Origin of the sequence: Methanosphaera sp. WGK6 (assembly GCF_001729965.1) — an archaeon.
Classification (GTDB): domain Archaea; phylum Methanobacteriota; class Methanobacteria; order Methanobacteriales; family Methanobacteriaceae; genus Methanosphaera.
The window spans coordinates 31831-47500 of sequence record NZ_JRWK01000006.1 but is presented as its reverse complement, the minus strand read 5'-3'; the positions used below and the strand labels follow the sequence as shown (position 1 = coordinate 47500).

Sequence of the window (15670 nt, the reverse complement as noted above, 5' to 3'; positions counted from 1 at the left end):
GATAAATTATACAACAAATTAATTAAACATATAAAAATTATAATTTAAGAAAGTGAGGTTAAAAAATGAAAGATTTATTAAAAAAATTATCTGAAGCTTGTGGAATTTCAGGATTTGAAGGAAATATCCGTGAAATATTAAAAGACGAATTAAAAGACCATGTTGATGAAATGGAAACTGATACAATGGGTAATCTTATCACAACCCATAAAGGTAAAGAAGGAAAACCTAGTGTAATGTTAGCTTCACATATGGATGAAATTGGTCTTATGGTAAGTTATATTGATGATAATGGATTTATAAAATTTGTTAAAATTGGTGGAATAAACGACCAAATGTTATTAAATCAAAAAGTTTTCATCCAAACAGAAGATGGAGAAGTTCCTGGAGTAATTGGTTCTAAACCACCACACATTACAAGTGCATCAGAAGCTAAAAAAATCGTACCATATACAGATATGTTCATAGATATTGGAGCAAAAGACAAAGAACAAGCAGAAGAATTAGTTTCCATTGGTGATGCTATTGTATTCCACACAGAATTTGAAGAATACTTAAATGATTTAGTAATGGGTAAAGCTCTTGATAACCGTGTAGGTTGTACTGTAATGGCAGAAGTAATGAAACAAACTGATTGTGATGCAACAGTATATGGTGTAGGAACAGTACAAGAAGAAGTAGGATTAAAAGGAGCAAAAACATCTGCATTTAAATTAAACCCTGATTTAGCAATTGCATTAGACACTACTATTGCTGGAGATCACCCTGGAGTTAAACCAGAAAATGCACCGGCAAAAGCAGGAGAAGGACCTGTAATTGTATTTGCTGATGCTAGTGGTAGAGGATTATTAAGTCATCCAATGATGAAAAAATTATTAATTGAAGCAGCAGAAGCAGCAGAAATTGATTACCAAGTAGAAGTAGGTGATGGTGGAACAACTGATGCTACAGCTATCCATCTTACCCGTGAAGGTATTCCAACAACAACATTATCTGTTGCAACAAGATATATTCACACACCAGTAAGTGTTGTAAGTGTAAAAGATATTGAAGACACTGTAAAACTTATCCTTGAATTCTTAAAAAGATTATAAAGAAGATTTTTTTATCTTCATATATTCTTTTAAATAAACTCCCAATGGAAAAAAAGATTATTTTTAATTAATTTAAAATAAATCTATAAAAAGAAGTTAGTTTTAAAATAAAAATTTAAAAAAATAAATTAATAGGTGTTTATTCTATGTTTAATCCACCTATCTGAATTTTACTAGTAATAGTTATTTTATTTTGAGAATTATCAAAATCAACACCTTTATATTCCATATCAGATATTGTTTGATAACCATCTAAATTACTACCACCTAAATCAGTAGTGGTAAACACATGACCTACTTGACCAATTTTTGCATTAAATCCACCAATAACTATGTTTGAATTAATATTAGTTTCACCAGAAGGTGTTCCTTCAATATTTACTCCACCAGTATTAATTTGATTATTAAAAGTAGTTAAAGAACCACCATTAAACTCAACATTAACACCACCCATAGTAATATTTGTATTAAGTGTATTTATTCTTGCCTTATTATTAACATTAATACTAAATCCACCATAAGTTGATGTTTCATTTATATTATAAACATACTTATTACTTAGTACAATAGTATTTTCATCTTCATCACTATTAATATCAATATTTAATACATCACCATTTTCACTATATGTTACATTAGTTGTTGTATTAAACTGACCATTTGTTGTAATTTTATACACATCATCTGTATCAGCAAATTCTATTTCTGTAGCTCCAGTTTTTTGATGTATATTTAAATTAATAGTTTTTATTGCAGAAGAGGTTGTTTCATTATCAGTAATTTGACTTAATTGACTATCTTCTAGGATAGTTTCTGAAGTATCTCCACTATGTTTATATACATTAATAGTTGCATTATAACCAATTATACCAATAGATAATATTAATACTACAATTATTAGTATACCTACAATTTTTGAGTTTTCCATTATAATAACCCCACAATTATAGTAAATATTAATAAAATAATTCCATATGCTGATAAAAATGATTTACCATATCCTATATCATATTCACTATTAACGGCAGTTATAACAATCACCATTTTCCATAATAATACTAATAAAAGTAATGGAATAATAATTAGTTTACCTAATGTTAAACATGCTATTCCAAGTATTATGAATATGTCAAGAACACTTGAGTAAGAGATTAAATTAAATGTACCTATAAATTCTCCATGCCCACCTAGTAATCTTGCAAATAAATATATAAGTACTGCTTGGATAAGCTTAAAAATTAATGAAAATACTAATAAAACAAAGACCAGTATTCCAGTAACTGTTAAATTACCTATAGCTAAACCTATTATTAATGCTAAGAATATAGAGAAAAATATAAGAGACCATATACCATTATGATCACCATATTGTCTTTTTACATAAAACAAATCCTCAGGAGATGTTATAACTTCACCACAATCAGTGAAAAAATTTGTAATTCTAGACATCATGATTAATAATTTATAATAATACATATAAAATAATTACTTTTATACAAAATAAAACATTCCTAAAAATATATTAAAAAGTTATAACTTCAAGTCTAATTAAATTGAAAAAAAAGAATAGTAACTATTAAAAAAATAATAATATATCTTAAAACAAGATATTTATAGGTGATTATATGAAAGCTATAACAGTAATAGCAAGTCCACATAAAAAAGGAAATTGTAGAACAATAGTAGATGCGATAACTGAAGGAATAAAAGAAAATAATGGAGAAAATACAATATACTATGTAGATGATATGAATATAAAACCATGTCAAGCATGTATGGGTTGTAGAAATCCAGATAAACCTAGTAAATGTGTTATAGAAGATGATTTTAGAAAAATAATGGATGATTTAGAAAAAAAAGATGCACTTATATTTGCAGCACCCAACTATTTTGGAGAAATCAATGCACAAGGCCATATATTTATGGATAGATTCTATTCCATGACTAAAAGCACGCCCAATCAATTTAAAAAAGATAAAAAAGCAGTAGTTATATTTACCTATGGTGCACGTGATGGATATTATGATGAATATATTAATCGTAGAGCACAACTTTTTGAATCAATAGGCTTAACTGTTGATAGTATCATATCAGCAGGTAGTGGAAAACCCAACTCTGGAAATAGTGAAGACATACTTCAAAAAGCTAAAAATATAGGCAATAATTTATAAACAGGATTAAAAAACTTGAAAAATGTACAAAAGATTATTTAATATAATATCAATAATAATAAGTATACTTAAAAATGTATTGAGGTGAAACATTTTGACAAAAGCAGAAGAAGTACTTCAACGTGTTATTGACACTGTAACTCCTCTTAGAGGAATTTTACATGTGGGTGTTGTTAATGATGAAATACGAAAAAATGTAATACGTATTGAAATGGATAAAAGTGGAGAACTAATTCCTGTAATTAATGCAGGAGTTCATGAGTGTTTAAAAAGAGACTTAGCTATTGTAATAATTAAAAATGCATCATTTAGACCACCTCCAACTGCAACTGTACAATTAGTAGACAATAAAGGAAATATTCTTGGAGAAGAAATTGTAAGTAATGAACAAAAAGAAAAATATAGTAAAGATGAAAATGCTAACTATATTAATCCTGATTTTGTTCTTCTAAAAAACCAAAAAGATATAGAAGCAGATTTGAAATCTGAACGTTTAGAAAAAAATCCTACAAAACAAGTATTCCTCCTACCACCAGTTCAATTTATTGAAGTTGAAGAAGTAGAAGGAACAGATGATGTTGTATCCAGTAGCCCTGACCCATTAGCTGATTTATATCTTAAAGAATATTTTGGATTTGAGGATGATCCTAAATTAGCATCATTAATTGTTGGATTTAATGTAGAAGAATAGAAAAAAATAATTACATTAATAAGGAATGCTATCGAGGGTGACATTCTATGAGTGAAGAATATGAAATCGAAGTTATGATGAAAAATGAACCAGGTGTAATTAAAATAGATATTTTATCTGATGAAATTAAAAAAAACATCTTACTTTATGAAATGAAACGTTTAGATGAATTAGTACCCTTTATTAATAAAGGTATGGAAGATGCTTTCGAAGAACAAGAAGCATTATTGATTATTAAAGATAATGATAAAGCAAAACAAAGAGATGTTGAACATAGTGATGAATCAACATTTACTCTTAGAACAGAAAATGGTGACATCATTGGTGAATTAATTTATGATGAAGAAGAACTAGCTGAATTAAGAGAAGATCCTACTGTTCAATTCCTATCAGATAATTTTGTAGCATACAACAATGCAATACCTGGTCAAAAACAATTCTTTGTCATGGAAGGTGAAAAAAGTCAATTCATAACCAACCAAGATATTGATAGTACTGTGAAAAAACTCATAGTAGCTATTCCTTCTACTGAAACAGACCATTATATTAAAGAAATTTATAATATACCCCCAGAAAAACATGTTGGAACGGTAATAATTGGATTTACTCCATTTGATTAAATTCAAATTAGTGATTAATATGCAAATAATGGAATATATTGAATCTTTAACAGATGTATGTGGAATTGCAGATTTAAATAAAGATAACAAAAAATTAATTAAAACTTATGGTAAAGACATTTGCAAGTATCCTTATGCTATTGTTATAGGTCATAAAATGAATGAAGATATCATTGAAACTATACCATTAACATATAATGATGATAAACTAGCAAAGAAATATAATGATGAATATTATAATTCACACAAACGAGCTTCTAATATAGCTAAAAAAATAAATAACTATATTCAAAATGAAGGCTATGATGGAATTATATTAGATGTTTCAGGAAAAAGTGATGAAATTAATCTTAAACAATCATTTAGTAATAAAGCAAGTGCTCATATTGCTGGTGTAGGTTGGCTTGGTAAAAATAATCTTCTGACAACAAAGGAGTTTGGTCCAAGATTAACATGGGTTACTATTCTTACTAATGCACCACTAGGTGAATATACAGGAGTTGAGATGGAATCATTGTGTGATGAGTGTACATTATGTGTTAATGCTTGTCCTGGAAATGCCATTGTTGACTTACCAGATCCTTCTAAATCATATAGTCCTGAAAAGTGTGGAAAGTATATTATGAGTAGAAGAGATGAAGGCCATCCTATGGCTTGTGGTATGTGTCTTTATATTTGCCCATATGGAAATAATAAAAGTAGAAAAATACTTGAAAAATAGAGGAAAATAATATAAGTATTAACTTAACTATTTTCTTTTTTATCTTTTTGTACAACATCATATATTGTTTTAGCTAATTTTTTAGATATTCCTTCAACTTCTTCTATATCACTTAAATTTGCATTATATATTGCATCTAGATTTTCAAAGTGTTTTAATAATAGTTGTTTTCTTTTTTTACCAACACCTGGTATTTCATCCAGTACTGATTTTGTAAAGGCTCTTGCTCTAACATTTCTATGGAATGTTATTGCAAAACGATGTGATTCATCTCGAACATATTGTAATAATTGTAGTGCTGTTGATTTTCTAGGTAGTATTATAGGATCCATTCTGCCTGGAACATATAATTCCTCAAATTTCTTTGCAAGACCTACTAAGGGCACATCAGTTATGTTTAATTCTTTGAATACTTCCACAGCCATCCCTAGTTGTCCTTTACCACCATCTATTAATACTAAATCAGGACGTATGTATATTGAATCATTAGGATTTTTAACATCATCTTGAAAATTTGGAGATATATGTGAGTATCTTCGTGTAATTACTTCTTTCATCATTGCAAAATCATTTGGTCCTGGTGTATTCATCTTAAATTTACGATACATCTTCTTTGCAGGTTTTGCATCTTCAAATACAACCATTGATGCTACTGCATGTATCCCTGATATATTTGATATATCAAAACCTTCAATATGATAAGGTAATTTTGGAAGATTTAGATATTGTTTTAATGTTAATAAGGGATTTTCTTGTTCTTTAGTATTTTCTGTTAAACTAATATGTGCATTTTTCTTAGCTATATTAATAAGTGTAATGTAATGCCCATCCTCTGCTACTTTTAGTTTTACTTTATGATTACATTTATCAGTTAACCATTCACTAATTATTTTTTCATCATCAATTTCATCTTCAAGGATTATATGTTCAGGTATTGGTGCTGTTGAATAGTATTGTTTAATAAATTCAGTTAATATTTCTTTATCTGTAAATCCATCAATACCTTTTAGTATAATATCATCTTTCTTGTTTGTTTTACCATTTCTTACTGATATTATTACTACTGCTGCTTCTGTTTCATTATGGTCAATTCCTATAATATCTTGATCTACATCTTGTGTTGGTTGTATATTTTGTTTTTCTAGGGTTACAGTTATTGTTTCTATTTGGTCTCTTAACATTGCTGCTTTTTCAAATTCCATGTTTTGTGAGTATTTATTCATGTCTCTTTTTAGATTTTTAAGTATTGTTTTATATTTTCCTTGTAGTAGTAATTTTACACGTCTTATGTTTCTATTATAATCTTTTTGTGATATCTTATTTGCACATGGTGCACTACACTGTTTTATTTGATAATTTAGACATGGCCCATCCATATGTTTACATGTTCTTATTTGGAAGTTTTTGTTTAGAAAGTCAATAAATCCCCTTGCATTTGTCACATCAGTATATGGTCCATAGTATGCTGCTCCATCATTACTTAATTTTCTTGTTATGTATATTCTTGGAAATTCTTCATTAGTTATTTTAATGTAAGGATATTGTTTTCCATCTTTTAAACTAATATTATAACGAGGCATGTGTTTTTTTATAAGATTTGCTTCAAGAATTAATGCTTCTTTTTCAGTGTTTGTTATTATGTATTCAAGATAAGAAAAGTGTCTCATTAGTACTTGTGTTTTTGGTCTATCTAATTTATCTTCATCACGAAAATAGCTTTGCACCCTGTTTTTAAGTTTCTTTGCTTTCCCCACATATATTACTTCATCATTTTTATCATGCATAATATATACGCCAGGTTTTTGTGGTAATTCACTTGGATTTGTTATTTTCATAGACATAATTCCATACCAATAGTTTTTCTAATTAATAAAAAAAATTTTTCTTAATATAACATTTATTAAATAGTATAATAATAAATATTGTAATACAGTTAATTATATTTTATAAATATATTAAAACGAGTTTTAAGAGAAATATTATTATGTCAAAATTCAATTTATATTCTGATTATAAACCCTTTGGTGATCAACCAAAAGCTATTAATTCCCTTGTAGAACACTTCAAAAGTGGAGATAAAGAGCAGACACTAGAAGGAGTTACAGGTTCTGGAAAAACATTTACTATGGCAAATGTTATTGAACAATTAGATAAGCCAACACTTGTAATGTCACATAATAAAACATTAGCTTCACAGTTATATGAAGAATTTAAAGAATTTTTCCCAGATAATGCAGTTGAATACTTTGTAAGTTACTATGATTATTATCAACCAGAAGCATATGTGGCTCAAACAGATACATTTATAGATAAAGAATCATCTGTGAATGAGGAAATTGACAGATTACGTCACTCTGCAACACAATCATTATTAACAAGAGATGATGTTATTGTTGTATCTAGTGTTTCTTGCATATATGGTATTGGTTCACCTGAGGACTATGCTGAATTTACATTAACATTAGAAGTAGAACAACAAATAACAAGAGAAGAAATACTTAAATCATTAATAGAAATGCAGTATAGTAGAAATGATGTTGCATTTGAAAGAGGTCAATTTAGAGTTCATGGCGATGTTATTGAAATTTTTCCAATAAATGCTAATTATGCATTACGTGTAGAAATGTGGGGTGATGAAATAGATGTTGTCTATAAAACCAACCCATTAAAAGGAGATATAATTGAAGAACTTCGCAAAGTAATCATATTTCCTGCAAAACACTTCGTTATTGCCCGTGAAAAACAAGATAGAGCAATAGCAAATATTAAAAAAGAAATGAGAGAATGTGTTGAAACATTTAAAGCTACTGGAAAATATGTTGAAGCACAACGTATAGAACAACGAACTAACTTTGACATGGAAATGTTACAAGAAATAGGTTATTGTTCAGGTATAGAAAATTATTCTATGCATATGAATGGACGTACATGGGGAGAAACACCATATTCATTATTAGGTTATTTTCCTGATGATTACTTAACCATTATAGATGAATCACATGTAACTGTTCCACAAATAAGAGGAATGTATGAAGGAGATAGAGCAAGAAAAGAAAATCTTGTACAATATGGTTTTAGATTACCTAGTGCAAAGGAAAATAGACCTTTGAAATTTGATGAATTCCTAAGAGCACAAAATCAGGTATTATATGTTTCAGCTACTCCTGCTGCATTTGAATTAAGTAGAAGTAAAAATAAAGTAGAACAAATTATCAGACCTACAGGACTAGTTGATCCTAAACCTATTATAAGACCAATTAAAAATCAAGTAGATGATTTACTTGGTGAAATAAGAAAAAGAGCCTCAAAAAATCAAAGAGTACTCGTCACATCCCTTACTAAGAAAATGGCAGAAGATTTAACAGATTACTATATAAAAATGGATGTTAAAGCAAGATATCTTCACTCAGAAATTACAACATTAGAAAGAACAGAAATAATTGATGACCTACGAAGAGGAGAATTTGACTGTCTTATAGGAGTAAATCTATTAAGAGAAGGACTTGATTTACCAGAAGTATCATTAGTAGCTATACTCGATGCTGATAAAGAAGGATTTCTACGTTCAAAAACATCACTCATACAAACAATTGGTAGAGCTGCACGTAATGTAGATGGTGAAGTAATATTATATGCTGATAATATGACTGATTCATTGATAAATGCTGTAAACATAACAGAACGTAGAAGAAAAATACAAATGGCATATAATAAAGACCATGATATTATACCTAGAAGTGTTGTACGTAAAATCAAAGAAAAGAAAATAGAAAATACTGTTGAAGATATACAAGAAATTGATAATATCACTGTAGATGAAATAGATGAAATTATAAAAGAACTTGAAAAAGAAATGAAAGAAGCTGCAAAAAATCTTGACTTTGAAAAAGCTGCCAAACTAAGAGATCGAATAACAGAACTAAAAGAGGAATAAAATGGAAATAAAAGATGAAATAAGACAAAAAGCTATTCAAGATAGGAAAATTATAGTTAAAGGAGCTCGTGAACATAATCTTCAAAATATTGATATAACCATTCCTCGTGATGAATTTGTAGTAATTACAGGATTAAGTGGATCTGGAAAATCATCACTTGCATTTGACACAATATATGCTGAAGGACAGAGAAGATATGTAGAATCATTATCAGCATATGCTAGACAATTTCTAGGACAAATGGAAAAACCAGAAGTAGATTATATTGAAGGATTATCTCCAGCAATATCTATCGACCAAAAAACAACACGAGTTAATCCTCGTTCCACTGTAGGTACTGTTACGGAAATCTATGATTATCTTAGATTATTATATGCAAGAATTGGTATAGCTCATTGTTATAATTGTGGAAAAGAAATATCACAGCAAACCCCTGGACAAATAGCTGAAGAAATCATTGAACGAAATAATCAAGAAAAAATATATGTCTTAGCACCTGTTGTAAAAGATAGAAAAGGAATGCATAAGAAAATATTTGAATCATATAAACAAAAAGGATTTGTAAGAGTACGAGTTGATGGTAAAATACGTTCACTTGATGAGGAAATAAATTTAAATAAAAACAATAAGCACGTGATAGAAATTGTTATAGACCGTCTTAAAGTATCAAATAATGAAAACTTCAGAAAAAGACTTGTTGAATCAGTAGAAACAGGACTTAAAATAAGCGAAGGTCTAATAACTATAGCTCATAATGATGAAACTATTCCAGACCAATTCTATAGTGAAGCTCTAGCCTGCCCTGATTGTGGAATAAACTTTATGGAAATAAGTCCACGAATGTTTTCATTCAACAATCCCCAAGCTGCATGTCCAGATTGTAATGGTATAGGAAGTACACTTGAAATAGATCCGGAACTAGTAGTACCTGATAAAACATTAAGCATACATGAAGGAGCTATTAAACCATGGAGTAATTCTCAAAGAACTGAGAACTATTATAATAAAATACTTGCTGGTCTTGCAAACCATTATGGTTTCAAACTAGATGCACCATATCATACACTACCAAAAAAAGTACAAAATGCAATATTATATGGAAGTAAAGGAGAAAAAATTAACTTCACATTTACTCGTGGAGGAAAAATTAGAACCGTGACCAAAGCATTTGAAGGTGTTATTCCTTACATGAAAAATGTTTATCTTGACATGAGTGCTGGTAAATATCGTAGAAAATCATTAAAAGCATACATGACATTACACGACTGTCCAACATGTAATGGAGATAGATTAAAACCTGAAATGTTAGCAGTTACTGTTGGAGACACTAATATAGCTGACTTAACTAAATTATCTCTTGTTGATACAAAAGAATTCTTTGATAACTTGAAACTTACACCACGCCAAGAATTTATAGGTAAAGAAATATTAAAAGAAATAAGAGAACGAATAGAATTTCTTAATGATGTAGGACTTAACTATCTCACACTAGCACGTTCCTCAGGTACATTATCTGGTGGAGAAGCACAACGTATCCGCCTAGCAACACAAATTGGAAGTAGACTTGTAGGAGTATTATATGTACTTGATGAACCAAGTATAGGTCTTCATCAAAGAGATAATATGAAATTAATCACAACACTCAAACATCTAAGAGATATTGGAAATACATTAATTGTAGTAGAACATGATGAAGAAACAATACTAGAAGCAGACCATGTGATAGATATTGGTCCTGGTGCTGGAGAAAATGGGGGAATACTTACAGCACAGGGAACACCAGAAGACATTAAAAATAATCCTAATTCACTGACAGGTCAATATATCTCTGGAAAAAAAGAAATAACCGTACCCCAAAAACGTCACAAGGGTAATGGGAAAATGCTAAAAATAATAGGAGCACAGGAAAATAATCTTAAAAATATTAATGTTAACTTCCCATTAGGTAAATTTATATGTGTAACAGGAGTTTCTGGTTCAGGAAAAAGTACACTTGTAAATGAAATACTATATCATGGAGTTGAAGAAGAACTTACCCATAAACATAAACATAAAATTGGTAAACATAAAGAAATAAGAGGAATAGAGCATATTGATAAAATTATTGTAATTAATCAATCACCTATAGGACGTACTCCTCGATCAAATCCTGCAACTTATATTGGTTTATTCACTGATATTAGAGATTTATTTGCTCAAACACCTGAAGCAAAACAGCATGGCTATAAACCAGGACGTTTTAGTTTCAATGTTAAAGGTGGACGATGTGAAGCATGTAGTGGAGATGGAATTGTTCAAATTGAAATGCACTTCTTAGCTGACGTTTATGTACCATGTGAAGTATGTGATGGAAAACGTTACAATACTGAAACATTAAATGTTAGATACAAAGGTAAAAATATAAATGATGTACTTGAAATGACAAGTGAAGAAGCATTAGAATTCTTTGAAAATATTCCTAAAATAAAAAGAAAATTACAAACATTAGTTGATGTAGGACTAGGATATGTAAAATTAGGTCAACCTGCTACAACACTATCAGGTGGAGAAGCACAACGTGTGAAACTAGCAAAAGAATTAAGTAGACAAAATACATCAAATACACTCTATATATTAGATGAACCTACAACAGGACTCCATTTTGAAGATATTAATAAATTACTCAAAGTATTACTTAAACTAAGAAATCAGGGAAATACTTTAGTTGTTATAGAGCATAATTTAGATGTTATTAAGACAGCAGACCATATTATAGACCTTGGTCCTGAAGGTGGAAAAAATGGTGGTGAATTAATAGCAGAAGGAACTCCCGAAGAAATTGCTGAAATGGATACTTATACTGGAATTTATCTTAAGCCAATGCTTGAAAGAAGTTATAATGATAAGTAAATTAATCTTTGCTTTAAACAGAAATACACTTCCCATCATTTAAAATATATACCCCGTTAAATAACAGATAGATAAATTTATATATAATTTAAAAGTAATTATTAAATAGATATATTATTTCGTTGAAATAATCATAATATAAAACAAAATAGGAGATACATATGAAACTACAATTCCTAGGAACTGGTGGTGGTCGTTTTGCTACTATCAGCCAGAAAAGAATGACTGGTGGTTTCAGAATTGATGGAATTGATGATAAAAACATACATGTGGACCCTGGGCCTGGAGCTTTAGTGCGAAGTCACCAATATGGGCTTAATCCTAGGAAAATTAACCTCATTTTAGTAAGTCATAGCCATACTGACCATTATAATGATGCTGAAGTATTAATTGAAGCTATGACTCAAGGAATGACAAAAAGAACAGGACATGTTGTTGGTAGTGAAAGTGTAATTAATGGAACTGATGAATTAGGTCCAAGTATTTCAAAATATCATCAAACAAAACCCAAGATATCAGTTTTGAATCATGGTGATGAAGTTAAAGAGGATAATCTTATAATAAGAGGTACTAAAACAAATCATGGTGATCCTACATGTGTAGGGTTTAATATAAAATACAATGATTTTTGTATTAGTTATACTGCAGATACAGAATATTTCCCAGAATTAGCAGATGAACATAAAGGTGCTGATATATTAATAGGAAATGTTATTAAAGAAGGTGAACGAAAAATCAAAGGTCATTTAAGAACTGATGATTTCAAACAACTAATAGAAGAAGTACAACCTAAAATAGCTATAATGACTCATTTAGGTGTAAATCTCATAATGAATAATCCATTCCAAAATACAAGAGTTATTACTCAGGAAACGGGTATTAGAACAATTGCAGCTACTGATGGATTAACCATGAATTTAGACCAATATCTTTAAAAAAAAATAATTATCTTTATTTTTTATTTTTTTAAAATGCCCTGATGGCTCAGCCCGGAACAGTACCTGACTCGTAATCAGGGGATCGGGGGTTCAAATCCCCCTCGGGGCTTATTTAAATATATATTTTATTCTAATTTATCAGGATGAATAAATCCTGCTCTTATCATATGATCTGCTATTACCATACTACATGCAGATTCTGCTACTGTTGTTATTCTTGGACATATACATGGATCATGACGTCCTTCAATTTCAATAGTAGTTTCTTTTTTTTCTAGTAAATTAATAGTATTTTGAATGCCATTTACTGATGGTGTTGGTTTAACTGCTATTCTTAGTATTATAGGCATACCATTAGTCATTCCACCTAGTATACCTCCAGCATTATTTGTTTTTGATTGTATTTTATGTTCATCTAAATAGTATTCATCATTCATTTCTTTTCCTGTTAATAATGAACTTTCAAATCCAAGACCTACTTCAACTCCTTTAACTGCACCTAGATTCATTAATGCTTTTGCTAAGTCACCATCTATTTTATCAAATACAGGTTGTCCTAAGCCTAATGGAACATTATCTATAATTATTTCAACAATTCCTCCAACACTATTTCCTTCTTCCTTAAGTTTTAGTATTTCTTCTTCCATTTCTTGTGCTTTATCTAAATCTGCACAGCGTACATTATTTTTTGTAATATTTTCTTTTATTTCATTTAATGATAGTTTTTTTGTTATTTTGATGTTATGTATGGCTGTTACATGTGCTGTGACTGTTATGTTGTTTTGTTCTAATAATTTCTTACTTACTGCGCCTCCTATCACATGCCCAATTGTTACTCTTCCACTACCTCTTCCTCCTCCACGGTAGTCATAGTTTCCAAATTTTTCTTGCCAGCATAAATCTCCATGTCCTGGTCTTGGCTTATTTTTTAAATTATCATAGTTTTTACTTCTTTGATCTTTATTCCTGATTATTGCAGTTATTGGTGTTCCATCTGTTTTTCCATTAAATACTCCTGATAATATTTCTACTTGGTCTTTTTCATCTCGAGCTGTTGTTATTTTACTTGTTCCAGGTCTTCTTTTATTTAATTCTATTTGTATATCTTCTTCAGTTAGAGGTAACCCTGCTGGACATCCATCTATTGTTGCACCTAATGCTATTCCATGACTTAATCCAAAAGTAGTTACTTTTAATATTTCACCTGTTGTGTTTGCTGCCATTTTTTTAATCTCCATTTATTTTTTTTTAATCTATCCTATTTTCATCAAGATATGTTACAGATTGTTTTATTGATTCATTTACATTGGGTATGTGTTTTTCTAGGAAGTTTAATATTCCCTGTACATTTTCATCTGGTTTATAATTGGATGGAGTGTATTTGAGTTTTGTTGATTTTATCCAGTCATTTATCCAATCATAATGTACATGCATTAAGGGATATATTGTATTTTTTTCATAAGTATCAGTTATTTTTCTTCCAGATATCATTAAATTAATATATTCTGATGCAAATTCATCAAGAAACTTGGGATTTGCTATTATTTTACTAGAATCATATGTATCTGTTAGAGTTATTCCATATTTTCTTTGATAAGGTTCTAAGAGTATATGTAATAATATATTTTCAGGAGTTGAATCATTACTAATATATATTTCATCACGTGGATGAATTTGATTTTTTATAGTACGTGAAACTTTAATACATATTTTCTGGAATAACTTTAATCGTATGACTTGTATTTCAGGGTATTCTTCATGAAATTCTTCTTCTCTTTTTCTGGAGAATTTAGAAAATTTTAAATTATTAATATAAATTGTATTCTGATATAAACTAATATATCTTGTATCTACTCCTAGTTTATTTAAAGTCTTAATTACACATCGTTCTTCATTATTCATAGTATCAATTTTTTAATTGTTTTATTATATTTGCTGTTGTTTTAACATCTAATTGTCCTGGAGCAGATTCAACATCAATTGCAGCATATGTTACTGGTGCACCAATTATTGGACCCAATACTCTTGTATAAGAACCTATTTTATCCATAGATATTCCAATCATGTTTTTATTTTCCATCATTAATTTTACTAGAATAAATGTATCTTCAAGTGTTAATGGTTTTACAGCTATTTTTGGTATGTCTCCTATTTTATATGCTTTTGTTATAATGTCTTGTAAATAATTCTGTGATGGTGTAATTTCAAAGTTATGATAGGATATTATTGTTTTATTGGCTGTATCTATCACACTTTGTCTTAATGTTTCATTAGTACTTAGTTCTATATCAGTTATTTCTACTAGTGGTGCATTTTCTTTAAGAATATTAATTCTCTCTTCTTCACTACCCTTAAAAAATCCACCCTCTATTTTTGTTCTATTAGTTAAAATAATAGGCGTATTTGTTATTTCTCTGATTTTATTGATTATATCAGTTGCTTTTTTTGATGTTATATTTTCTATTACATCTAATCGTAGTTCTATATAATCAACATCCTGTTTTATTGCTTTATGAACTAGTTCTATAATACTTTCTTCATCTTTTCCTATTATTGACCCACATACTCCAGTTATAATTTCATATACGCTCCTTTAGATTTGATTTAATAC

Annotated in this window: 14 protein-coding genes and 1 tRNA gene; 9 read left to right on the top strand and 6 right to left on the bottom strand. The window is 29.1% G+C overall.

Features of this window, described 5'->3' with window-relative positions; translation table 11 throughout:
* Positions 1–65 precede the first annotated feature (65 nt).
* Positions 66–1094 carry a M42 family metallopeptidase gene (locus NL43_RS04350; protein WP_069592823.1) on the top strand — a complete coding sequence of 343 codons (1029 nt, stop codon included), beginning with the start codon at positions 66–68 and terminating at the stop codon, positions 1092–1094.
* Between the two features lie 139 nt (positions 1095–1233).
* Here NL43_RS04350 and NL43_RS04345 read toward each other — a convergent pair whose 3' ends face one another.
* Positions 1234–2022: a hypothetical protein gene (locus NL43_RS04345; RefSeq protein ID WP_069592822.1), complete on the bottom strand. Its 789-nt coding sequence runs from the start codon at positions 2020–2022 to the stop codon at positions 1234–1236.
* Positions 2022–2570 (bottom strand): YIP1 family protein, encoded by a 549-nt coding sequence (locus tag NL43_RS04340; protein ID WP_069592821.1) that lies wholly within the window; start codon positions 2568–2570, stop codon positions 2022–2024. The genes NL43_RS04345 and NL43_RS04340 overlap by 1 nt, the downstream gene beginning before the upstream one ends.
* A gap of 149 nt (positions 2571–2719) precedes the next feature.
* Here NL43_RS04340 and NL43_RS04335 point away from each other — a divergent pair, with 149 nt between their 5' ends.
* The 4 genes from NL43_RS04335 (at position 2720) to NL43_RS04320 (ending at position 5297) form a co-directional block, all read left to right on the top strand.
* Entirely contained in the window at positions 2720–3265 is a 546-nt protein-coding gene (locus NL43_RS04335; protein ID WP_069592820.1) for a flavodoxin family protein, read from the top strand.
* 94 nt (positions 3266–3359) lie between these two features.
* Entirely contained in the window at positions 3360–3956 is a 597-nt protein-coding gene (locus tag NL43_RS04330; protein ID WP_069592819.1) for a hypothetical protein, read from the top strand.
* A gap of 47 nt (positions 3957–4003) precedes the next feature.
* The gene (locus tag NL43_RS04325; RefSeq protein ID WP_069592818.1) at positions 4004–4576 is read left to right on the top strand and encodes a hypothetical protein; all 573 of its coding nucleotides are present in this window, start codon (positions 4004–4006) and stop codon (positions 4574–4576) included.
* Between the two features lie 19 nt (positions 4577–4595).
* Positions 4596–5297, top strand: coding sequence for a 4Fe-4S binding protein (locus NL43_RS04320; protein WP_143741318.1), 702 nt, complete (start codon positions 4596–4598; stop codon positions 5295–5297).
* Between the two features lie 23 nt (positions 5298–5320).
* Here NL43_RS04320 and uvrC read toward each other — a convergent pair whose 3' ends face one another.
* Entirely contained in the window at positions 5321–7138 is a 1818-nt protein-coding gene (gene uvrC, locus NL43_RS04315; protein ID WP_069592816.1) for an excinuclease ABC subunit UvrC, read from the bottom strand.
* A 143-nt stretch (positions 7139–7281) separates the two neighbouring features.
* Here uvrC and uvrB point away from each other — a divergent pair, with 143 nt between their 5' ends.
* From uvrB to NL43_RS04295, 4 genes are all read left to right on the top strand, one after another.
* Entirely contained in the window at positions 7282–9231 is a 1950-nt protein-coding gene (uvrB, locus tag NL43_RS04310; protein ID WP_069592815.1) for an excinuclease ABC subunit UvrB, read from the top strand.
* A gap of 1 nt (position 9232) precedes the next feature.
* On the top strand, positions 9233–12121 hold the full coding sequence (uvrA, locus tag NL43_RS04305; protein WP_069592814.1) for an excinuclease ABC subunit UvrA: 2889 nt from the start codon (positions 9233–9235) through the stop codon (positions 12119–12121).
* Positions 12122–12282: 161 nt separating this feature from the next.
* Positions 12283–13056 (top strand): MBL fold metallo-hydrolase, encoded by a 774-nt coding sequence (locus NL43_RS04300; RefSeq protein WP_069592813.1) that lies wholly within the window; start codon positions 12283–12285, stop codon positions 13054–13056.
* A gap of 38 nt (positions 13057–13094) precedes the next feature.
* Positions 13095–13168 (top strand) — tRNA-Thr (locus NL43_RS04295).
* 16 nt (positions 13169–13184) lie between these two features.
* Here NL43_RS04295 and aroC read toward each other — a convergent pair.
* The 3 genes from aroC to aroD are packed head-to-tail and all read right to left on the bottom strand — an operon-like array spanning position 13185 to position 15610.
* A complete protein-coding gene (gene aroC / locus NL43_RS04290) occupies positions 13185–14282 on the bottom strand; it encodes a chorismate synthase (protein ID WP_069592812.1) in 1098 nt (365 codons plus the stop codon).
* A gap of 25 nt (positions 14283–14307) precedes the next feature.
* Positions 14308–14961, bottom strand: a complete 654-nt coding sequence (locus tag NL43_RS04285; protein ID WP_069592811.1) for a hypothetical protein — start codon at positions 14959–14961, stop codon at positions 14308–14310.
* Positions 14962–14965: 4 nt separating this feature from the next.
* Positions 14966–15610, bottom strand: a complete 645-nt coding sequence (gene aroD / locus NL43_RS04280; protein ID WP_256365391.1) for a type I 3-dehydroquinate dehydratase — start codon at positions 15608–15610, stop codon at positions 14966–14968.
* Positions 15611–15670: the final 60 nt, after the last annotated feature.